General features: G+C 69.9%; 20 protein-coding genes and 2 pseudogenes. 8 read left to right on the forward strand and 14 right to left on the reverse strand.

Annotated features, from left to right (window positions below):
* Nucleotides 1–265: 265 nt before the first annotated feature.
* Nucleotides 266–1,045 carry an SDR family oxidoreductase gene (locus AB0N06_RS31510; protein ID WP_366138135.1) on the forward strand — a complete coding sequence of 260 codons (780 nt, stop codon included), beginning with the start codon at nt 266–268 and terminating at the stop codon, nt 1,043–1,045.
* Nucleotides 1,046–1,438: 393 nt separating this feature from the next.
* On the opposite strand, the gene AB0N06_RS31515 is transcribed toward AB0N06_RS31510, so the two are convergent.
* The 3 genes from AB0N06_RS31515 to AB0N06_RS31525 form a co-directional block, all read right to left on the reverse strand.
* Entirely contained in the window at nt 1,439–2,002 is a 564-nt protein-coding gene (locus tag AB0N06_RS31515) for a hypothetical protein (RefSeq protein ID WP_366138112.1), read from the reverse strand.
* A gap of 99 nt (nt 2,003–2,101) precedes the next feature.
* Complete coding sequence (locus AB0N06_RS31520) at nt 2,102–2,392, reverse strand: DUF1269 domain-containing protein (RefSeq protein ID WP_366138113.1); 291 nt, start codon at nt 2,390–2,392, stop codon at nt 2,102–2,104.
* A 17-nt stretch (nt 2,393–2,409) separates the two neighbouring features.
* Nucleotides 2,410–2,592, reverse strand: a complete 183-nt coding sequence (locus AB0N06_RS31525; protein ID WP_366138114.1) for a hypothetical protein — start codon at nt 2,590–2,592, stop codon at nt 2,410–2,412.
* Nucleotides 2,593–2,712: 120 nt separating this feature from the next.
* Between AB0N06_RS31525 and AB0N06_RS31530 the strand changes: the two genes are divergently transcribed.
* Both AB0N06_RS31530 and AB0N06_RS31535 read left to right on the forward strand, forming a co-directional pair.
* Nucleotides 2,713–3,828, forward strand: coding sequence for a chemotaxis protein (locus tag AB0N06_RS31530; RefSeq protein ID WP_366138115.1), 1,116 nt, complete (start codon nt 2,713–2,715; stop codon nt 3,826–3,828).
* 398 nt (nt 3,829–4,226) lie between these two features.
* On the forward strand, nt 4,227–4,550 hold the full coding sequence (locus AB0N06_RS31535) for a plasmid stabilization protein (RefSeq protein WP_366138116.1): 324 nt from the start codon (nt 4,227–4,229) through the stop codon (nt 4,548–4,550).
* A gap of 56 nt (nt 4,551–4,606) precedes the next feature.
* On the opposite strand, the pseudogene AB0N06_RS31540 reads toward AB0N06_RS31535, so the two are convergent.
* From AB0N06_RS31540 to AB0N06_RS31560, 5 genes and pseudogenes are all read right to left on the reverse strand, one after another.
* A pseudogene (locus AB0N06_RS31540) lies at nt 4,607–4,802 on the reverse strand (hypothetical protein); the annotation flags it as partial.
* Nucleotides 4,803–4,878: 76 nt separating this feature from the next.
* A complete protein-coding gene (locus tag AB0N06_RS31545) occupies nt 4,879–6,306 on the reverse strand; it encodes an NADP-dependent succinic semialdehyde dehydrogenase (RefSeq protein WP_366138117.1) in 1,428 nt (475 codons plus the stop codon).
* Between the two features lie 221 nt (nt 6,307–6,527).
* A complete protein-coding gene (locus AB0N06_RS31550; protein ID WP_366138118.1) occupies nt 6,528–6,995 on the reverse strand; it encodes an ATP-binding protein in 468 nt (155 codons plus the stop codon).
* A gap of 263 nt (nt 6,996–7,258) precedes the next feature.
* Nucleotides 7,259–7,930: pseudogene (locus AB0N06_RS31555) on the reverse strand (molybdopterin cofactor-binding domain-containing protein); the annotation flags it as partial.
* Between the two features lie 35 nt (nt 7,931–7,965).
* Nucleotides 7,966–8,331 carry a hypothetical protein gene (locus tag AB0N06_RS31560; RefSeq protein ID WP_366138136.1) on the reverse strand — a complete coding sequence of 122 codons (366 nt, stop codon included), beginning with the start codon at nt 8,329–8,331 and terminating at the stop codon, nt 7,966–7,968.
* Nucleotides 8,332–8,966: 635 nt separating this feature from the next.
* Between AB0N06_RS31560 and AB0N06_RS31565 the strand changes: the two genes are divergently transcribed.
* The 3 genes from AB0N06_RS31565 (at nt 8,967) to AB0N06_RS31575 (ending at nt 10,923) form a co-directional block, all read left to right on the forward strand.
* On the forward strand, nt 8,967–9,299 hold the full coding sequence (locus AB0N06_RS31565) for a DUF6479 family protein (RefSeq protein WP_366138119.1): 333 nt from the start codon (nt 8,967–8,969) through the stop codon (nt 9,297–9,299).
* Nucleotides 9,300–9,506: 207 nt separating this feature from the next.
* Nucleotides 9,507–10,376 (forward strand): VOC family protein, encoded by an 870-nt coding sequence (locus AB0N06_RS31570; RefSeq protein WP_366138120.1) that lies wholly within the window; start codon nt 9,507–9,509, stop codon nt 10,374–10,376.
* Between the two features lie 157 nt (nt 10,377–10,533).
* A complete protein-coding gene (locus tag AB0N06_RS31575) occupies nt 10,534–10,923 on the forward strand; it encodes a VOC family protein (protein WP_366138121.1) in 390 nt (129 codons plus the stop codon).
* Between the two features lie 69 nt (nt 10,924–10,992).
* Here the strand turns inward: AB0N06_RS31575 and AB0N06_RS31580 are convergent, their stop codons facing one another.
* The 6 genes from AB0N06_RS31580 to AB0N06_RS31605 form a co-directional block, all read right to left on the reverse strand.
* A complete protein-coding gene (locus AB0N06_RS31580) occupies nt 10,993–11,493 on the reverse strand; it encodes a GNAT family N-acetyltransferase (protein ID WP_366138122.1) in 501 nt (166 codons plus the stop codon).
* Between the two features lie 120 nt (nt 11,494–11,613).
* The gene (locus AB0N06_RS31585; protein ID WP_366138137.1) at nt 11,614–12,012 is read right to left on the reverse strand and encodes a DUF1992 domain-containing protein; all 399 of its coding nucleotides are present in this window, start codon (nt 12,010–12,012) and stop codon (nt 11,614–11,616) included.
* Nucleotides 12,013–12,074: 62 nt separating this feature from the next.
* Nucleotides 12,075–12,986 carry a hypothetical protein gene (locus tag AB0N06_RS31590; protein WP_366138123.1) on the reverse strand — a complete coding sequence of 304 codons (912 nt, stop codon included), beginning with the start codon at nt 12,984–12,986 and terminating at the stop codon, nt 12,075–12,077.
* A gap of 105 nt (nt 12,987–13,091) precedes the next feature.
* Entirely contained in the window at nt 13,092–13,889 is a 798-nt protein-coding gene (locus AB0N06_RS31595; protein WP_366138124.1) for a tyrosine-protein phosphatase, read from the reverse strand.
* 124 nt (nt 13,890–14,013) lie between these two features.
* Nucleotides 14,014–14,355 carry an SHOCT domain-containing protein gene (locus AB0N06_RS31600; RefSeq protein WP_366138125.1) on the reverse strand — a complete coding sequence of 114 codons (342 nt, stop codon included), beginning with the start codon at nt 14,353–14,355 and terminating at the stop codon, nt 14,014–14,016.
* Nucleotides 14,356–14,413: 58 nt separating this feature from the next.
* The gene (locus AB0N06_RS31605) at nt 14,414–14,842 is read right to left on the reverse strand and encodes a DUF6325 family protein (RefSeq protein ID WP_366138126.1); all 429 of its coding nucleotides are present in this window, start codon (nt 14,840–14,842) and stop codon (nt 14,414–14,416) included.
* Between the two features lie 525 nt (nt 14,843–15,367).
* On the opposite strand from AB0N06_RS31605, the gene mutA reads away from it, so the two are divergent.
* Both mutA and scpA read left to right on the forward strand, forming a co-directional pair.
* The gene (gene mutA, locus AB0N06_RS31610) at nt 15,368–17,227 is read left to right on the forward strand and encodes a methylmalonyl-CoA mutase small subunit (RefSeq protein ID WP_366138127.1); all 1,860 of its coding nucleotides are present in this window, start codon (nt 15,368–15,370) and stop codon (nt 17,225–17,227) included.
* Nucleotides 17,227–19,428: a methylmalonyl-CoA mutase gene (scpA, locus tag AB0N06_RS31615; RefSeq protein ID WP_366138128.1), complete on the forward strand. Its 2,202-nt coding sequence runs from the start codon at nt 17,227–17,229 to the stop codon at nt 19,426–19,428. The genes mutA and scpA overlap by 1 nt, the downstream gene beginning before the upstream one ends.
* Nucleotides 19,429–19,440: the final 12 nt, after the last annotated feature.

The following is a 19,440-nucleotide window of genomic DNA, read 5'->3' on the forward strand; positions in this document are numbered from 1 at the left end:
TTCCCATGTGGCGTGCGATCGCAAGGCGGAGGCTCGCCCCGATACTGGGCGTATCGGGGCGAGCCCGACAACGCAGCGAGCGTGCGGGCCAGACACCGCCCGGCAGGCGGGACTTTCGAAACACGCCCTAGAAAAGCCCGTCTTCCCCACTTCGGAGACATCGACAACTGGGACACCCAGGGCAAACGTGCCCAGTTGATTTCCCCGCCCCATGCCTTCCACCCCGGGCACTGTCGCCGTGGACGTGCCGTCTAGGGTGCGGGGCATGATCCCGCATAGCTATCTCTCCGAACTCTTCTCGCTGGACGGCCGGGTCGCCGTGGTGACGGGCGGCAGTTCCGGCATCGGCCGAGCCATCGCCGGGGCTCTCGCGCGAGCGGGGGCGAGCGTGGTGATCGTGGCGCGCAAGGAATCGGAACTGGCGGCCACGGTCGACGATCTGGCGGCGGACGGCTGCCGGGCGGACTGGGTGAGCGCCGACCTGAGCACCCGTGACGGGGTGCGCGCGGCCGCGGAGCAGGCAGCCGAGGTGTTCGGCGAGCCCGACATTCTCGTCAACAGCGCCGGGATCAACCTGCGGCCGGCGATGGGCGAGCTGGACGAGGAGGTATGGGACGCCACGATGGCGGTGAACCTGGAGGCGCCCTACTTGTTGGGCCAGCGGTTCGGGCCCGGCATGGCCGAGCGGGGCTTCGGGCGGATCATCCACATCACCTCCCAACAGGCGCACCGGGCGTTCGTCCAAAGCGGCGCCTACGGGGTTTCCAAAGGTGCGCTGGAGTCGCTGGCCCGCTCTCAGGCTGAGGCGTGGTCGCCACACGGCGTCACCTGCAACACGCTGGTACCCGGCTTCGTCATGACCCCGCTCAATGCACGGTTGTCGTCCGACCCGGAGAAGGTGGCGGCGCTGGCCGCGCGCACGATGGTCGGACGCAACGGCCTGGCCGAGGACTTCGCCGGAGCGGCGGTGTTTCTGGCCAGCCGCGCATCCGGCTACGTCACCGGCCAGGCGATCTTCGTCGACGGCGGGCTCTCGGTTCACTGAGCTCAACACCGCATGTACCGGACGCACTGGGGACCACGAGCAGAGCCGGGGATGTTGCGGACCTCCCGCGTCCCTGGAGGTGACGGAGCCTGGTCCTTCTGCGCGCCGGACAGAGGACGCACAACACGTACGGCGTGTCGAGGTCGTGAGCAACACGTTCGACGGCCTCGTCGCGTGAGGTGAACCGCTGGGGAGCCGTCGGGGCCTCGCCGACGGACACTGCTGCCAAGCGGCCCGCAGGGCATCGCCAAACCGAAGGCGTCCGGATCGGCCAGCGCCAACTGGGTGATGTGGTCGATGAGTTCCCCGACCCGCTCCCCCGCGAAGCGGCTGCGCAGTTCCCGCAGAACGTCCGTCACCGCATCGGCGGCGGCGCTCACCTCGCCCCCGTCGTCAGCTGCGCTCGGCCTGGGCGATCCGGGGGAATGACTTGACGCCCGCTGCCTTGCGGCTGTTCGCGTGCTGGCTGACCGTCCTGCCGGGCGGGGCGTCCGCGAAGCCGAGCACCACGGAGTCGAGGACCTTGCCCGACGCATCGACGAACTCCACCCGGACCGCGTAGAACGCCGGCTTGTCGGTGGGGTTGGTGACGCGGACCAGGGCGCTTCGGAACTGCTCGGACTTCGCGACCGGCAGCCCGGTCACCGACACGTCCTTCACGGCGTTCCCGTGCCCCTGGACGCCTGCGAGCTGCTTGGTCGCCCGCTGCCTGTTGCGTTCGACCTCGGCGGAGACCGAGGCCGCGAATGACTCGTGGGTTCGCGGCGAGGCGCTCGCGGACGGCGACTCGGACGGGCCCGGGGACACCGTACGGGTGCTCCTGGCCGTGCCCGGCGCGGTGGTGGAGCCGCCGCAGGCGGCGGTGCCGGCAACGATCGACGCGGCCAGAAGGGCGGGGGCCAGGCGGCGGGCGGTGCGGCCGCCGAGGGTGCGCCGCAGGGGGCGGGACTGGTTCACGGACACTCCGGGTCTGCTCGGGAAGGTTGGGTCGACGGCGAACGGCAGGACGGGAGGACGCACCGGACGAACCGGATCCGTCGGGCTCCTCCGCTCGGGTCACTCGGCGTCGTCGCCGAAGACCTCGCGGAGCCGCGCTTCGCTCAGGGTGTCCAGGTTGCTGTGGAGGAGCTCGGCGCCGCCACCGGGGAGCGCGCCGCTGATCCGGTCCGGAACCTCGTCGGTGGTCAGCAGGAACAGCGCCGAAGTGCCGGGCGTCACCTGCTTCTTGACCTCGGCGATGAAGTCGTCGTCGATGCCGACGTCGGCCAGCTTGCCACCCAGCGCCCCGGCCGCCGCGCCGATGGCCGCACCCAGCAGCGGCATCAGGAAGATCAGCCCGAAGAGCATCCCCCAGAACGTGCCGCTCAAGGCGCCCGCGCCGACCAGGTTGAGCAGCTGCTTGGTCTTCGGCTTGGCCTTGTCGGCCGGCTGACCACGGCGGCGTCCAGGATCCTGATCAGCCCCTCCTTCTGCAGGGACTTGAGCGTGGTCTCCACCTCCTCCGCGCCCTCGGCCGACTGGAACTTCCACACGGTGAGCGTGGACATCGCACATCCCTCCTGAGGCAAGGTCAAGCAATTCGCTCATATTAGGATCAAAAGGTATGAATTGACTCGTCGAAATCGCCCGCTCCGCACGGGAGTGGGCGCAGTCCCCCGGAGGGAACTATGGATACGGACGCCCTGACCGCCGGCCTGCTGCAGGAGCTGCGAACGCCCAAGCCCTATCCGGCTGTGTCCCTGACCATGCCAACGCACCGGCAGGCTCCGGACAACGCCCAGGACGCCGTACGGCTGCGCAACCTGCTCTCCGAAGCCGAACGGCGGCTCGACGCCGATCCCTCGGTGTCCCGGGAGGCCAGGGCGGCCATCAAGACGCAGCTCTCCCGCGCGGTCGACGAGGTGGATACGCGCCGCAGGCTCGACGGACTGGTCATCCTGGCCACGGCGGACGACCATCAGATCTGGCTGCTCCCCCGTACGGCGCCCGAACGGGTGGTCCTGAGCGACACCTATCTGACCCGGAACCTGGTGGCCGCGAAGGCCCTGGCCGAACCGTACTGGGCGCTGAACGTCGCAGCGGACCACGCGACGCTGTGGAGCGGAACGGTCGGCTCCGTGCACCGGGAACAGATCGGCGGGTTCCCGCTGACAGTTCCGCAGGAGAAGCCGAACCCACAGCGCGAGGAGCAGATCGGCGACACGCCGAGCACGTTCTCCGACGAGGAAACGCGCATCTTCCTGCGCTCCGTCGACGAGAAGCTGCGTGCCGTCCTGGCCGCCGATCCGCGACCGATGTACCTGGTCGGTCTCGCCCCGGCGCTCGCCCTGCTGGACGAGGTCGGCGGGACCACCAAGCCGGCAATCGGCCGGCTCACGAAGGGGGTGCCGGCCGATGTGTCGCCGAGCGGCTTCCTCAAGGAGCTCGCACCCGCTCTCGACAAACGCCGGGCGGAGGTCGCCGCAGAGGTCGCAGCCAGGCTCGACGACGCCCGCAGCCGCCGTGCCTACGCAGGTGGTCTCGACGAGGTGTGGGCAGCCGTGCGGGAGGGGCGGGCCGCTCTCGTCGCGGTTGAGGAGCAGTTCCAGCAGACCGTACGGGTCACGGACGAGCACCTGGAGCCGATGCCCGCGGACACCGTGGGCACAGCCGACGGGACGATCCGTGAGGACATCGTCGACGAACTCGTCGAGGCGGCACTGGACAGCGGCGGCGATGTGGTGTTCCTCGCCGACGACTCGCTGGCGGAGCACGGACGGATCGCGGCAGCTCTGCGCTACTGAGCAGGAGTCGCTGAGCAGGGCGAGCCCCTCCCAGGTGAACCGGGCCTGTGGGCCCGGCGGTACGCACGACGGCGAACAGCCTCCGGTCGGCGGGCCGCAGCGCCCTCGCCGCGTCGAGGGCGGGGAAGGCCGGGGGCCACCCACGGCGCGCCCGGCGACGACGCCCCGTCGGCCCCCGACGGCGCAGACAGGCCCTGGTGGGCGGCTTGGCTGCGATCGCGGCGCCGCACGGCTGGGCGGACGAGGACACGCGCGGCTGCGCGGCTGCCCGGGCGGCCGCAAGGCCCCGTACCGGGGCGATCCGATGCGTGCCCCGGGAGCCGCTGGGACACTGGAGGGGGCGCCCTGGCCCCCGTCACGCAGAAGACACAGCACCCGGGAGAGGAAGTGACCGCACCATGCCACCCGGATCCAGTGCCAAACATGTGCGGCAGTACGAACACATCAAGGAGAGTGCGCAGGAGCGCGGAGTGAGTGAGGAGCGGGCCGAGGAGATCGCGGCGCGCACGGTACACAAGGAGCCTGCCCGCTCCGGCGAGTCGAGGACCGCGAGCGATCTGTTCGTCCATGACCTCTCGTCCGCGCGGCGCGGCGGCCCGGGCTCCCCCAGCGCTGCCGAAGGCCCTACCCGCGACGAGCTCTACGAAGAGGCCAGGAAGAAGAACGTCAAGGGACGCTCGAACATGACGAAGTCCCAACTGGCCAGGGCGGTCGGCCGCTGAGCGCTCGCCCCTGTCGGTCGGCATCCGCCTCGCGGTCCGTCCGGCCGGGGCATCGTGGACCAGTCGGCCACCTCGGGGAGGTCTGTGGCGTGTTCACGGATCCACGCGTGGTGGCGGGTGCGAAGATCCGCCATCGCCCTGCGCACGGCCGACGGCGCGGACACCGAGTCCGGGCACCCGGTCAATGACGTCCATGGCAAGCCGGTAGCGGTCGAGGCCGTTGCGGACGATCATGTCGAACGGCGTGGCCGATACCGCGACGTCGGACAGGCCGGACGCACGGACGCACCTGCCGGCGCAGAGGCGTGGGCCGGCCGTCGCGGGGCAGCTATGCGGACCGGCTAGCGTCCGCCTCGGGGCCGTACCAGACCGTCGTGGCATTGCAGAACTCGCGAATCCCGTGCCCGGCGAGCTCTCGTCCGTAGCCGGAGCGCTTCACTCCGCCGAAGGGCAGTGCGGGGTGGGAGGCCGTCATGCCGTTGAAGAAGACACCGCCCGCCTGCAGATCACGCACGCACTGACGGCTGTCGTCGGCGTCACGTGTCCATACGTTGGAACTGAGACCGAAGGGGGTGTCGTTGGCCAGGGCCACGGCCTCGTCCAGGTCGGCGGCCCGGTACAGCGTGGCGACGGGGCCGAAGGTCTCCTCGCGGTGGATCCGCATGGCCGGAGTGATCGCGCTGAGGACGGTGGGGGCGTAGAACCAGCCTCGGTCCAGCCTCGCGCCCAGGCCGGTGGGCCGACTGCCACCGCAGAGCACGGTCGCGCCCTGCCGGACGGCGTCGTCCACCAGTTCCTCGATGTCGATGCGGCCCTGTTCGCTGGCGAGGGGGCCGATGTCGGTGGACTCCTGCTGCGGGTCGCCGACCTTCAGAGCGCGCATTCCCGCGGTGAATTCCTCGGCGAACTCGTCGTACACATCGGTGTGCACGATGAACCGTTTGGCGGCGATGCAGGACTGGCCGTTGTTCTGCACGCGGGCGGTCACCGCTGTCCGGGCGGCCTGCCGCACGTCGGCCGAGGGAAGGACGAGGAAGGGGTCGCTGCCGCCCAGTTCCAGCACGGTGTGCTTCACCTCGTCGCCTGCGATCGCCGCGACCGCGCGGCCGGCCGGCTCGCTCCCGGTGAGAGTGGCGGCGACGACCCGGGGGTCACGCAGGATGGACTCGACCGCCGCGGACCCGACCAGCAGCGTCTGGAAGCAGCCTGCCGGAAAGCCCGCCCGGCGGAACAGGTCCTCCAGGTACAGCGCGGTCTGCGGGACGTTCGACGCGTGCTTGAGCAGGCCGACGTTGCCCGCCATGAGCGCGGGGGCCGCGAACCGTACGACCTGCCAGAGCGGGAAGTTCCACGGCATCACGGCGAGGACGGGGCCCAGCGGACGGTAGTGGACATAGGCCCGGGAGGCTCCGGCGTCGCCCACATCGCCGGCCGACGGATGCTCGTCCGCGAGAAGTCGCTCTGCGTTCGCCGCATACCAGCGCATGGCCTTCGCGCATTTCGCGGCCTCCGCACGGGCCGCCTTGACGGGCTTGCCCATTTCGGTGGTCATGGTGCGGGCGATGTTCTGCTGGTCCTCGTCGAGGAGGTCGGCGGCCCGGTTCAGCAGGCGGGCCCGTTCGCCGAACCCGCTCGTGCGGTACTCCCGGAACGTGGCGTCTGCGGTCGCGAGCCTGCGTTCGATCTCCGCGGCTCCCAATGCGTCGAACGTCTTGAGGGTCTCACCGTTCGCGGGGTTAACCGTCGCGATGGGCATGACTGTGGCCTCCTTGCCTCGGTTCTTCGACCGTGCCGCGCCACGCCCCGTCGCGCAACGCGGGCCCAGGTGCGGGTAACCCGACCGGCGCGGACTGTGCGTGCTGTGAGCACGTCATCCGCGCCGGTGGGCAGGGCAGGCTTCTTCGCGTACGGACCCGTGTACCGGTCCGGGTGGGGGTGCGCGCTGCCCGTTTCGTGGGGCCGGCAGCAGCGGCCGCGTCAGACGAGGGCGGGCTCGGAGACGGGCGGCAGGAGGAACTCGTCTACGCCGGGCAGCGGCGTGCGCGGCACCAGATCGGTGTTGCGCGGCGCCTCGGCGTAACGGGTGAACCAGACGACCTTGCCGTCGAGTGTCCGGCAGGTGCCCCAGCTATGGCTCAGGGCCATCACACGGCTGAGACCACCGCCGCCGGTGCTGAGCAGCCGCGGCATCTCCGAGCTGTTGTCTTCGACGGAGACCGTGAGGTGCCGTCCGGACCAGCGGAGTTCGACGACGCAATGGTTGTCGTCACCGACGTGCCGGTGGACGTTGGTCAGCAGCTCCTCCACGCCCCGGCACACCGGCCGGACATGGAGTTCGAGGCTCCAGTGGCGCAGATGCGCGGCGACGATCCGTCGCACCTGGGTAACGCGCTCTGCCGATACCTGGAGTTCGACCAGATAGTGCCGGTCGAGTGGAACGGTCATCGTCGAGGCTCCTCACATCGAGGCCCACTTGCTTCGCCCGCTGAACCAACGACCCCCCGAATACGAAGAGCGAGCAGATGTCACTGTTAGGTCACTCCTTAGGGTGACCCGGTAGGACCGGTTGCGCAACACGTCGGTCGGCGGGCCGCGGCGACGGGACGGGGAAGCCGTCCCGAAAGCCCTGCTCAGCGCGGAGAGGGCTGAGCAGGGCTTGCGCGCCGAGCAGTGTCATGCCCATGAGCTCACCGCCGATGTGCCACGCTTCACCGGAGGTCAGGCAGATCCGGCAGCAGCTTGTCCGGAGTGAGCGGGAGATTGCGCAGCCGGGCTCCGGTGGTGTGCCGCACCGCGTTGCCGATGGCGGCCACGGCCCCGACGATGCCGATCTCGCCGATGCGCTTGCTGCCCATCAGGTTGAGATGCGGGGCGTCTTCGTCGATCCAGTGCGCCTCGATCTCCCGGACGTCGGCGCAGGCCGGCACATGGCAGGAGGCGAGATCGTTCTGCGTGACGTCGCCGAAGACGGGGTCGATCGCGCTGCCCCCGGCCAGCGGCATGCCGAGCCCCGTGATCACGCCGTCGGTGAACTGGCCTGGCACAGTACGGGAGTTGAGGACGTGTACGGCGGCGAAGACGCCGAGAATACGGCGCGTCCAGACCTCACCAGTGCAGCTGTCGACGGCGACTTCGGCAACGTGCGCGCCGAACGCATGCCGCGCGTAAGGGGATTGCGCAGCCGTCTCCTCCGTGGTGTCGGCGGTGACCGTGAGGCCGTCGTCGGGCAGGGGTCCGGCGCCCTCGCGCAGGTGTCGCGCCACGGCGGTGGACGCCTTGTGCACGGACCGGCCCCGGGAGGCCGTACTCGCGAAACCGCCGGCCAGGGGCGCTTCGGGCAGCGCGCTGCCGCCGATGTCGATCCGGACGTCGGCCACGGGGGTGTCCAGCGTTGCCGCCGCGTCGGTTCTGCGCCCTACCGGCTCTCCAGCCGCAGGCGAACCTCCTCCTCCTGGTCACCGGAGACCGTTCCGACGACCTGCACCGTAAAGGCGTCGGCAAGGTGTCTCCTGAGCTCCTCGACCGCCCAGTAACCACCCTGCACATCGACCTTCACGGGCTTGCCCAGCGCGACGGGACCCGAGACCACCCGCGCCTCGGACACGTCGACGGTCACGGTCCATACCGTGGGGCGCTTTCCCGCCAGGTCCTGCGGCACGTCCGCCAGGGCCCGGTCAGTGGCGAAGGCGGCCCGCAGGACGTCGAAGACCGTTCGTGCGTCATCCTTCGCGCATCCGCTGATGGCCACCGACACCTCCTTTCCGTGCCGGCTCTCCTCCATCTGCGACTGTGTGCTGTTCACCTGGGTTCCTTCCGCTCGGAGTTCTTCCGTACGCCCCCACGCCGGGGGCGGACGGTGTGGACCGGATCCTCGGCGGACGCGACGATCCCACATCGTGTGCGGGCCGAACCCGCGAGCAGCGCCGGTCCGACGCGGACGGCGGTCGTCCTCGACCTACACCCGCCGGCCGCGACCGGCCGCGCGGTAAGGACGGACGGAGCGCACCACCCGGCCGGAGGCCGCGGCCCCCCGTACGCCGCGACATTGCCGCACGCCCTCTGCCCAGCGGGTCGCCGCTGGTCAGCTGTCGGTGGACCGGCCAACGGCCGATCGGATTCGGCACTGCCATCGCATCCCTCCGGCGATTCGGGAACCCTCTCCAGGCTCACCCCACGGCTGGGTGTCGGCGACACGAAGGGGACGGCGGCGGATGGGCCCGGCAGCGAAACCCGCGCCGCCCGACCCGACGGGGGCTACGTCCGGGCAGACCGCTCCGCCAGGGGAAGGAGCATCGTGTCCACCGCTCGGTCGTCGAGGCCGCTGAGCTACGAAACACTTTTCGACCTATATCCACTTAAAACATGAATTGACAGCCATTGCCGAGTGACGACCGCATGCCGGGGTATCCGGCATGCATGGACGTTTCCAACAGAGCCCTCAATTCCTTGGCCCTGCCCCTCGCACTCGGGCGGGACGCGACCGAGGCGGTGATGCCGATTGTCGGAGTAGTCCTGGTGGCCGTGCTGATCGGTGCTGTCTGGCTGGGAAAGCGGCGCCGGGCCGAGGAACTGCCGCCGCCGCGGCCGGACGAGCAACCGCCGCGACCGGACCACCGGACCCACTTGGAAGAACGCGACATCCACGGCGACGACAGCTTCCCGGCCGACGGACGGGGACTCTGGCCCTACGAACTCGGTGACCACGGGAACGAGCCCATCCGCCGGGACACTGACGAGCCACGCGACTGAACCGGAATCCCAGGAGTGGCCGCAGGCCGACCACACCTTCCCCGACATCACACCTGCGCCCCCGTCGGGCGGAGGGTGACCTGCTCACCCGCGGCAGCGGGACCGCTCCGGCGTGTGTTGCGGGAGTTGCCGACCGAAGTGAGGCTGGTAGAGGCCCGACGGCCACCGGCACACGGATGCCGCAGACCCGACGAAGGCAGTGGGACCATGACCGGAAGCAAACCCAGGACGGTGTCCGCGCCGGCTGCGCTCACAGGGTCGGCTGCTCCCTGCTGGGTCAACCTCATGACCAGCAACCTGGAATCGGCGCAGGCGTTCTACAGCGCCGTACTGGGCTGGACCTTCCGTGCGGGCAAGCTGGGCCAGGAGTTCTCCGTGGCGCGCCGCGACGAGGTGCCCGTGGCCGGCATCGCGGCGGTGGCGACGGCCTATCAGGTCGCCGTCGCCTGGACGCCCTACTTCGCCGTCCCGGACGCGGACGTGACCGCCGCACGCATTCGCGAGCGCAGCGGAACGGTCGCGGTGGGGCCGCTGGCCCTCGGCAAGGGGCGCGGCGCGCTGGCAGCGGATCGCGACGGCGCCGTGTTCGGATTCTGGGAGCGCAAGGCGCCTGCGACCTCTCCCCCGGCGCCGGACAACTACTCGCACGCCTGGCTCCGGCTGCGCACCAGGAGCGCCTTCGAGGCGGCGATCTTCTATGGCGAGGTGCTCGACTGGGCGACCGGACGCCCCGGCTGCTGCGAGGTGTCCTACGCGAAGGACGAGGTCATCGTGGAGTGCGGCGGCAGGCAGCTCGCCCGTATCAGCTCCGGGGCGGTCGAGGCGGCACCCGATCCGATGATCCGTCCGCACTGGCAGGTCTACTTCCCGGTGGACGATGTGGCGGCGGCGGTGGCCTCGGCCCGCGAGCACGGGGGCTCGGTCGTCGAGGAGCGGTCGACGAGCGAGGGCAGCGAAGCCACGCTGCTGGATCCGGACGGTGGACTGTTCACCGTCACAGACGTCCGGAACCCGGCCGTGGAGGTCGCGGAGGTCGCGGAGGTCGTGGAGGTCACGGAGGCTCCGGAGGACACGTAGACCGGCTGGGAAGGAATGGTTCCGTATCCCCTCCCCCGTACTCACTCGACGGCCCGGCACCGACTCGCCTACGATCTTGGGTACGGCATCGCGCGTCGGTCACCGGCCGGGTGAGGCGTGGAGGTGCCCGTGAGGTGCCCGTTGGAGGCATTCCACAGTGTCAGTCGAGTTGAATCACACCATCATTCACGCCCGGGACAAGCGGGAATCCGCCGATTTCCTGGCGAACATCCTGGGTCTGGAAATCGGCGCGGAATGGGGTCCGTTCATCGCGGTCGTCACCGCGAACGGGGTCACGCTGGATTTCGCGACCATCCCCGCCGAATCGATCACCATGCAGCACTACGCCTTCCTTGTGTCGGAGGCGGAGTTCGACGCCGCATACACCCGTATCAAGGACCTCGGGATCACCTACTGGGCCGATCCGCACCGGAAGCATCCGGGCGAGATCAACCACAATGACGGCGGCCGGGGTATCTACTTCCTCGATCCCGCCGGCCATGCCATGGAGATCATCACGCGTCCCTACGGCGGCTTCGCCTCGTAGCGGGCCCGGCACACGAGGGGTTCGGCCGGGACCGGGTATCCGGGTCCGGTCGGGCCCTTCTGCGGTCCGTCAGCCGACCGGGAGAACCAGCTCGGGCCGGTCCCACATCACAGCGGGCGGGCGGGCGGTCTCGGTGCCGGTCCGCCGAGCGCCCACACTGCGGTAGAAGCCTTCGGCAGGCGGGTGCGAGACGATGCGGACGCCGGTGAGGCCGGCATTCCGCGCCTCGCCGCGCAGATGCCGGATGAGCAGGCGGCCGATCCCGAGGCCCTGAGCATCGTCGGCGACGAACATCAGGTCCAGTTCCGGCGGGTCGAGGATCAGCGAGTAGAAGCCGAGCAGCCGGCCGGAACCGGACTCAGCCGACTCGACGGCTGCGAAGACCCGATGGGTCTCGATGTAGTCGGCTCCCACCCGGTATCCGGCGACCATGGGCGCGTAGGGCCCCTCGTAGGCGCGGGAGTTCCTGACCAGCCGGGTGAGACGCTTCGCGTCGCCCGCCGTCGCCCGCCGGACCCGCACCGCGCCGCGGCCCACCTCGCCACTCGATGACGTAACACCCGATCTCATAGGGGGAGTATTACGCACCAGCGGACGGGCCGCCGCCCTGGGGTGTGTTTCGAAAGTCCCGCCTGCCAGGCGACGCCTGGCCCGCCCTACGGGCGGACGACGCTCCTTTCGAAACACGCCCTAGAAGCGTCCGCCACGCCACTCCCCGACCACCGCGTCGATGTCGAACGGGCGCAGATTCAGCATCGGCCCCGGCGGCGGCCGCCTGATCGCCGCCTCGATCTTCTCGTTGACCTCGGTGAGCATCCGGCGCACCTCGGCCTCCGAACGGGCTCCGGACACCGCCTCGCGCACATCCTCCGCCTCCTTGCGCAGGGCCAGGGCCGGCGGAAGCATCGACACGCCTTCGCGCTGCATCTTCGCCTTGATCCACCAGGCTTCGTCGTACGGGCGGTCGATATCGGGCAGCGGCTTACCGAAACCCGGCAGTTGGGAGAAGTCGCCGCGCTCCTCGGAATCGCGGATCTGCTTGTCAACCCATGATTCGAAGCTGACCCCCGGGGGTTTGCGCTCGGTCACCGTACGCCCCTCTCTCGGAGAACCCATGATCCGTCCCTCCACGATACCGAGGGCCAGGCGCCTCAGTGCTGGTGCCCGCTGTTCGCCTCGGTCCGGGCCCTCACCGAGGGCTTCACCTCGACCGTGAAGGCGGCGGTGCGGACCTTCCCCTCGTGCTGGAAGTCGAGGAACAGGCGGTACGTCCCCGCGCTGGGCGCCGTCGCCGTGAAGGAGACCAACGGTCCGGGACCGCCGTCGTTCGGGTGGACATGCAGATAGGCGAGGTCCCCCGAGCGCAGGGCGACAAGGTGCCCGTAGGCGCCGAGATAGGGCTGCAGATCGGTGAAGGGCTTTCCGTTGCGGCTGATGGTCAGTTCGAGTTCGCTCTCCCGGCCGGCCCGGAGTTCGCCACCGAGGGCGACCCGGTAGCCCTCGACCTCGGCCGCGCTGCGGGCGGCCGGTGGAGCGGCGGGGCGGTAGGCGCCGGAGACCGGGAGATCCGCGCCCAGCGTGAGGTTCCTGGCGCCTTCGGCGGCCGGGGTGAAGTCCGCGAACGCCCGGTAGTCACCGGCTCTCGGCAGATCGACGGAAGTCGACCAGGTGCCGTCGGCCGCGCGGACGGGATGCAGATGCCTGTACTCGGTGAGGTCGCGCGAGGCAAGGATGAAATGCAGTTCCTTACCGTGTTCGCGCCGGAAGGCGGTGACCTTGCGGCCGGCGTCGTCCTCGATCGCGAACCGGATCACCGTCCGGCCGCCCGCGGCGACCTCGGGTGCGTCGAGCGCCAGCGTGTAGCCGTCCTCGGATATCTGCAGTCCGCCGGGCCCGTGCTCGGCCGCGCCGTCCCGCCCGGTGGCGCCATGACCGCCGTGCTGCTGCGGCGCGTGAGCGCTGGTGGAGACCATCGGGTCGACCCCCTTTCCGACGCCGTACGCCGTCCCGAAGGTCGCAGCAAGCGCGGCGGCAAAGACGGTGATCTTCAGTCCGTTGTTCATGACGGCCTCCATCGACAGGGAAGCGGGCGCTTCCGACAGGCCAACAACATACCCCCTAGGGGTATGAAGTCAACCGCGATGTCCTGCCGACGGCCGGTTCCGGGATCAGGCGGAGACCACGAGCCGGCTCCGCAGCCGCTCCACCACGGGCTCGGGGATCCGCAGCCCGTCGCGCACATATCCGTCGAGCCCGCCCCACCGCTCGTCCATGGCATCCAGGGCGACATCGAGATAGCGGGGGCGGACCTCGATGATCGCGGTGGCGATCTCCGGGTCGCCACCTGCGTCCAGAAAGCCCTGTACATACGGACGGAAGGCGGCCCGCACCACCGGATTGACGGCAAGGAACTCGGCACGTACGACCTCACGGGAGGCCCCGACCATCAGCAGGAGCAACGCGGTGGCCCAGCCGGTTCGGTCCTTGCCCGCAGTGCAGTGGAAGAGCACCGGACGGGCCCCGTCATCCGCCGCCGTCTCGACGAAGGCCCGGTACGCGGCCGAGGCGCCCGGCGACAGCACCATCTGCCGGTATGTCTGCGCGAACAGCCCCTCGGCCTTTCCGCCCCCGAGCAGTTCGTCCGCGGCCACCCGGTCGGCGAGCAGCGCGCGCAGCCGGGCGGGTGCCACGCCCGGGTTGTCACCGAGGACGTCGGCGACGAACAGCCGGGCTCCCGGAGGCAGCCGGTCCGGGGCCGCCATGCGCTCATCCGCGGTCCGCAGGTCGACGACCGTACGGATACCGAGGGCCGTCACCGCCGGATCGCGCACCGTGTCGAGCTCACTGAGCTGACCGGAGCGCACTACCGCACCAGGCCGGACACGGCGGTCGGGACCCAGCGAAATGCCGCCCAGATCGCGCATATTGATAACGGTGGCTGCCGGAACGGGCCTGGCGGTCTGCACGATGATCTTCCCCTCATTCCGGACACAGCTGATCAGTTGATTCGGCTCGGCCGAATCAACTCGCAGGCTGCCGGGAGATCGACAATAGAAAACGCCGGGAACGGGGCTGTGGGCGGCGGCCGGGTCAGCCTGCCAGAATCTTCGCCTTCTGCGCCTCGAACTCGGCTTCGGTCAGAACGCCTTGCTTCTTCAGCTCGGCCAGCCGTTCCAGTCGGTCGAGGAGGTCGTCCGCCGCAGGCGCGGACGGCGCCATCTGCTGCTGCATGGCCTGTTGCTGTTGCACGGCCCGCTGTTCCTCCACCTGTTGCTGTGCGACAGCCTCCTGGGCTCCCCACTTCTCCTGCTGATGCCTCTGGACCCGTCCGCCGACCGCCGATGCGGTTCCGGCGACGACTGCGGTGCGCGCCACGGCGCCCAGCAGTCCCGGTCCGCGGCGGTTCATGCCCGGCCCTCGGAAAATCGGCATGATGTGCGCCCCTTCCAGTGCGATGCAGCGATGACGACGGTCGGCGGGCGGGGCGGGTTCAGCCGGCGGAACCGGCGGCGGCCACGGCCGCTTCCGCGACGTCGGCCGGGATCCGCTCATGGGCCACCAGCTGGCCACCCGAGGCGCGAACGGCCTCCGTGAGCGGTACCGCCCACAGGTCCTCCCACACGATCAGCGCGGCGGAGCTGCCCCGGGGCACACTCTCCCCGAGGGCGCGGATGTCCTCGCTGTTCAGCAGGCCGCTGACCACTCCCTCGACCGGCTCGAAGGACACCAGGTCATCAGGGTCGAGGTCCTCCAGTTCGACCATGTCGAGCGTGCCGTCCTCGGCGCGGTACACAAACGTGAGGTCGAGGATTCGCACCGCCTTCGAGGCGACCACCTCCGCCAGCGCCGGCGCGATGGCCCCGGTGAAATGACTGCCGGGGAATGCGACGACGATGTACTCCACTGGTCCCACAGCCACGGGCGTTTCCTCTCCTGAGGGATGGAATGCCAGCAGCATAACTTCGGTCATTTAGTGCCGCACTGTGACAATCTGCCCGTAGCGACGACCTCTGCGGCCGCCACGGGCAGAGAACGACGGAGGTGTCCTCGGCCGCCTCGACACCGGTCCACGCGCCGTTACCTGCGGTGAGCCCCCGTTCGGCGGCTGTTTCGGGGGTGACCTCGGCGACCGGGTCCGACGTCCCGGCGGAGATGATCAGCTGCCCGTCGCGGCAGGCTGTACCGGGCAAGCCCCTCAGCGGACGTGCACCACCCACCCGATCGCGCTGGACCGTATGTGCGACAAGATATTCGGAACGCTCTTGCACATGCAATGTTTGCGGCAGACTCATGGAGCACATGCCAGCAGGGGTCGAGGAAACACCAAGGTCTTGACGGATCTCCGAGTACGCCACTGTCCGTACTGGATCAAGCGCGTTGGGAGAGGGCAAGGTCACAGGCGGTCCCCCTGCTGCTCATCTGAGCCTTCGCCTAGCATCCAGGCATGACGGTCCTGCCTGCTGACGGGCTTTCGTTGGCCGCCGAGTTCCCTGATCCAGCCCATGAGCAGTGGCAGAGCCTGGTCGAAGGTGTGCTGCGCAAGTCGGGCAAGGATGTTGCGGGTTCGGCCGCCGAGGAAGCGCTGTCCACCACGGTGGAGGACGGGCTCATCACCCGCCCTCTCTACACCTCGCGCGATGACGCGCCCGATGCCGGATATCCGGGCTTCGCCCCCTTCACCCGCGGCGGCAAGGCCGCGGGGAACGCGGTGGGCGGCTGGGACGTCAGGCAGCGGCACAGCCTGACGGATCCGGCCCGGCTCAACGAGGCCGTGCTCGCGGATCTGGAGAACGGTGTCACGTCGCTGTGGCTGACCGTCGGCGGTACCGCGGGTGTACCGGTGTCCGGTCTGGCGCGGGCACTGGACGGCGTCTACCTCGATCTGGCTCCCCTCGCGCTCGACGCGGGCAGTGAACTCGACGCCGCGGCAACAGAACTGCTGCGGCTGTATCAGGCGCGCGGGGTTGCCGCGGCATCGGTGCGCGGCAGTCTCGGCGCGGATCCGCTGGGGCAGGCGGCCCGCAGCGGCGATACTCCGGATCTGACGTCCGCCGTGCACTGGGCGGAGCGGTGCGCGCAGGAGTACCCCGGGCTGCGGGCTCTTACGGTGGACGCGCTGCCTTACCACGAGGCCGGTGGCTCGGCCGCCCAGGAACTGGGCAGTTCGCTGGCCACGGGTGTGGCCTATCTGCGGGCGCTGACCGGGGCGGGGCTCTCCGTCGAGGCGTCCTGCGCACAGGTGGAGTTCCGGTACGCCGCGACGGCCGACCAATTCCTGACCATCGCCAAGCTGCGGGCTGCACGTCGGCTGTGGGCGCGGGTGGCCGAGGTGTGCGGGGCTCCGGGCGCCGGTGCGCAGCGTCAGCACGTGGTGACGTCGCCGGTGATGATGACGCGTCGCGATCCGTGGGTGAACATGCTCCGGACGACGCTGGCATGCCTGGGCGCAGGCGTCGGCGGGGCCGACTCCGTCACCGTGCTGCCGTTCGATCACGCGCTGGGTCTGCCGGACGCGTTCGCCCGGCGCATCGCCCGCAATACGTCGACGATCCTGCTGGAGGAGTCGCATCTGGCCCGGGTCATCGACCCGGCGGGCGGCTCCTGGTACGTGGAGCGACTGACCACCGAACTCGCCGCCGCGGCCTGGGCGTTCTTCCAGGAGATCGAGCGGGCGGGCGGCCAGGCCGCGGCGCTGGGATCCGGTCTGGTCGGTGAGCGGCTGGCAGCCACCTGGGCGGCACGCAGCAAGGATCTGGCGCGGCGCAAGGAGCCGATCACCGGGGTCAGCGAGTTCCCGCAGCTGGCGGAGCGTCCGGTGGAGCGAGAGACCGCTCCCGGCACCGGTGGCGCGCCGGCCGGCCTGCCGGTGGTCCGTCGTGACGAGGCGTTCGAGGCGCTGCGCGCGCGGTCGGACGCCCATCTGGCGGCGACGGGCAGCCGCCCACGGGTGTTCCTCGCCGCGCTCGGGCCCGTGTCGGCGCACACCGCGCGGGCCACGTTCGCCGCCAACCTGTTCCAGGCGGGCGGGATCGAGCCCGTGCACGACCCGGTGTCGGTGGACGCGTCGACGGCCGCCGGAGCCTTCGCCGCCTGTGGGGCAGGTGTGGCGGTGCTGTGTTCCAGCGACGCGCTCTACGCCGAGCAGGCCGGTGCCGTGGCCTCGGCGCTGCGCGCGGCCGGTGCGCAGCAGGTGTTCCTCGCGGGCCGGCCCGCCGAGTATCCCGATGTCGACGCGTACGTCTTCGCGGGCTGCAATGTGGTGGCCGTGCTCTCCTCCGTTCTCGACCGTATGGGTGTGGCGTAATGCGGATCCCCGACTTCTCCGACATCGAACTCGGGCCGGGCACCGGCGCCGAGGGGTCCGAGGACCAGTGGCGCACAGCGGTGAAGGAGTCCACCGGCGACCCCGAGGGCGATCTGCTGTGGGAGACGCCGGAGGGCATCTCGGTCAAGCCGCTGTACACCGGGCGTGACCTGGAAGGACTCGACTTCCTCGGCACGTACCCGGGTATGGCCCCCTATCTGCGCGGTCCCTACCCGACGATGTACGTCAACCAGCCCTGGACGATCCGTCAGTACGCGGGCTTCTCCACGGCCGAGGAGTCCAACGCCTTCTACCGCCGCAATCTCGCGGCCGGGCAGAAGGGACTCTCCGTCGCCTTCGACCTGCCGACGCACCGCGGCTACGACAGCGACCACCCGCGGGTGACCGGCGATGTCGGTATGGCGGGCGTGGCAATCGACTCGATCTACGACATGCGCCAGCTGTTCGACGGCATTCCGCTGGACCGTATGACGGTGTCGATGACGATGAACGGCGCGGTGCTCCCCGTACTCGCGCTGTACATCGTGGCCGCCGAGGAGCAGGGCGTACCGCCCGAGAAGCTGGCCGGGACCATTCAGAACGACATCCTCAAGGAGTTCATGGTCCGTAACACCTACATCTATCCGCCGAAGCCCTCGATGCGGATCATCTCCGACATCTTCGCGTACACCTCGCAGAAGATGCCGCGCTACAACTCGATCTCCATCTCCGGCTATCACATCCAGGAAGCGGGTGCGACGGCCGATCTGGAGCTGGCGTACACCCTCGCGGACGGGGTGGAGTATCTGCGGGCCGGGCGGGACGCCGGTCTCGATGTCGACGCGTTCGCACCGCGGCTGTCCTTCTTCTGGGCCATCGGCATGAACTTCTTCATGGAGATCGCGAAGCTGCGGGCGGCCCGGCTGCTCTGGGCGAAGCTGGTCAAGGAGTTCGAGCCGAAGAACGCCAAGTCCCTTTCGCTGCGCACCCATTCACAGACATCGGGATGGTCGCTCACGGCGCAGGACGTGTTCAACAACGTCACGCGGACCTGTGTGGAGGCGATGGCCGCCACTCAGGGGCACACTCAGTCGCTGCACACCAACGCCCTCGACGAGGCCCTCGCGCTGCCGACGGACTTCTCGGCGCGGATCGCCCGGAACACCCAGTTGCTGCTGCAGCAGGAGTCGGGTACCGGCCGGGTCATCGACCCGTGGGGCGGCAGCGCGTACGTGGAGAAGCTGACGTACGACCTGGCGCGACGGGCCTGGCAGCACATCGAGGAGGTCGAGGCGGCGGGCGGGATGGCGCAGGCCATCGACGCGGGCATCCCGAAGCTCCGGGTCGAAGAGGCTGCGGCCCGTACGCAGGCCCGGATCGACTCCGGGCGGCAGCCGGTGATCGGGGTCAACAAGTACCGGGTGGAGACCGATGAGCAGATCGATGTGCTCAAGGTCGACAACTCCTCGGTGCGATCGCAACAGATCGAGAAGCTCCGGCGGCTGCGCGCGGAGCGCGACGAGGGCGCCTGCCAAGCGTCGCTGCGAGCACTGACGGCGGCTGCCGAGCGCGGTCCCGGCCCAGGCCTCGACGGCAATCTGCTGGCGCTCGCGGTCGACGCGGCCCGCGCGATGGCCACGGTCGGCGAGATCTCGGACGCACTGGAGAAGGTGTACGGGAGGCACGCGGGCCAGATCCGTACGATCTCCGGTGTGTACCGCAACGAGGCTGGGGAGTCACCTTCCGTGGACCGTACCCGGACGCTGGTCGACCGGTTCGAGGAGGCGGAGGGGCGCCGTCCGCGCATCCTGGTCGCCAAGATGGGCCAGGACGGCCACGACCGGGGTCAGAAGGTGATCTCCACGGCCTTCGCCGACCTGGGCTTCGACGTCGACGTCGGCCCGCTGTTCCAGACGCCGACGGAGGTGGCGCGGCAGGCGGTCGAGGCGGACGTTCACATCGTGGGTGTCTCCTCGCTGGCGGCCGGGCACCTCACTCTCGTGCCGGCGCTCCGTGCGGAGCTGGCCGCCGAGGGCCGCGACGACATCATGATCGTCGTGGGTGGGGTGATCCCGCCGCAGGACGTCGAGGCGCTGCACGAGGCGGGTGCGACCGCCGTGTTCCCGCCCGGCACGGTGATCCCCGACGCCGCCTTCGATCTGGTGACGCGGCTCAGTGCCGCGCTCGGCCATGAGCTGTGAGCCGCTGACCCG

Source organism: Streptomyces sp. NPDC051020 (assembly GCF_040683105.1).
In the GTDB taxonomy this organism is placed as follows: Bacteria; Actinomycetota; Actinomycetes; order Streptomycetales; family Streptomycetaceae; genus Streptomyces.

Bases quoted from the DNA above. Each gene is read 5' to 3' on its own strand.
- AB0N06_RS31510 (WP_366138135.1), top strand. From the start codon at position 266: ATGATCCCGCATAGCTATCTCTCCGAACTCTTCTCGCTGGACGGCCGG.
- AB0N06_RS31520 (WP_366138113.1), bottom strand. From the start codon at position 2,392: ATGCTCTTCGGGCTGATCTTCCTGATGCCGCTGCTGGGTGCGGCCATC.
- AB0N06_RS31525 (WP_366138114.1), bottom strand. From the start codon at position 2,592: ATGTCCACGCTCACCGTGTGGAAGTTCCAGTCGGCCGAGGGCGCGGAG.
- AB0N06_RS31530 (WP_366138115.1), top strand. From the start codon at position 2,713: ATGGATACGGACGCCCTGACCGCCGGCCTGCTGCAGGAGCTGCGAACG.
- AB0N06_RS31535 (WP_366138116.1), top strand. From the start codon at position 4,227: ATGCCACCCGGATCCAGTGCCAAACATGTGCGGCAGTACGAACACATC.
- AB0N06_RS31545 (WP_366138117.1), bottom strand. From the start codon at position 6,306: ATGCCCATCGCGACGGTTAACCCCGCGAACGGTGAGACCCTCAAGACG.
- AB0N06_RS31550 (WP_366138118.1), bottom strand. From the start codon at position 6,995: ATGACCGTTCCACTCGACCGGCACTATCTGGTCGAACTCCAGGTATCG.
- AB0N06_RS31560 (WP_366138136.1), bottom strand. From the start codon at position 8,331: ATGGAGGAGAGCCGGCACGGAAAGGAGGTGTCGGTGGCCATCAGCGGA.
- AB0N06_RS31565 (WP_366138119.1), top strand. From the start codon at position 8,967: ATGGACGTTTCCAACAGAGCCCTCAATTCCTTGGCCCTGCCCCTCGCA.
- AB0N06_RS31570 (WP_366138120.1), top strand. From the start codon at position 9,507: ATGACCGGAAGCAAACCCAGGACGGTGTCCGCGCCGGCTGCGCTCACA.
- AB0N06_RS31580 (WP_366138122.1), bottom strand. From the start codon at position 11,493: ATGAGATCGGGTGTTACGTCATCGAGTGGCGAGGTGGGCCGCGGCGCG.
- AB0N06_RS31590 (WP_366138123.1), bottom strand. From the start codon at position 12,986: ATGAACAACGGACTGAAGATCACCGTCTTTGCCGCCGCGCTTGCTGCG.
- AB0N06_RS31600 (WP_366138125.1), bottom strand. From the start codon at position 14,355: ATGCCGATTTTCCGAGGGCCGGGCATGAACCGCCGCGGACCGGGACTG.
- mutA (WP_366138127.1), top strand. From the start codon at position 15,368: ATGACGGTCCTGCCTGCTGACGGGCTTTCGTTGGCCGCCGAGTTCCCT.
- scpA (WP_366138128.1), top strand. From the start codon at position 17,227: ATGCGGATCCCCGACTTCTCCGACATCGAACTCGGGCCGGGCACCGGC.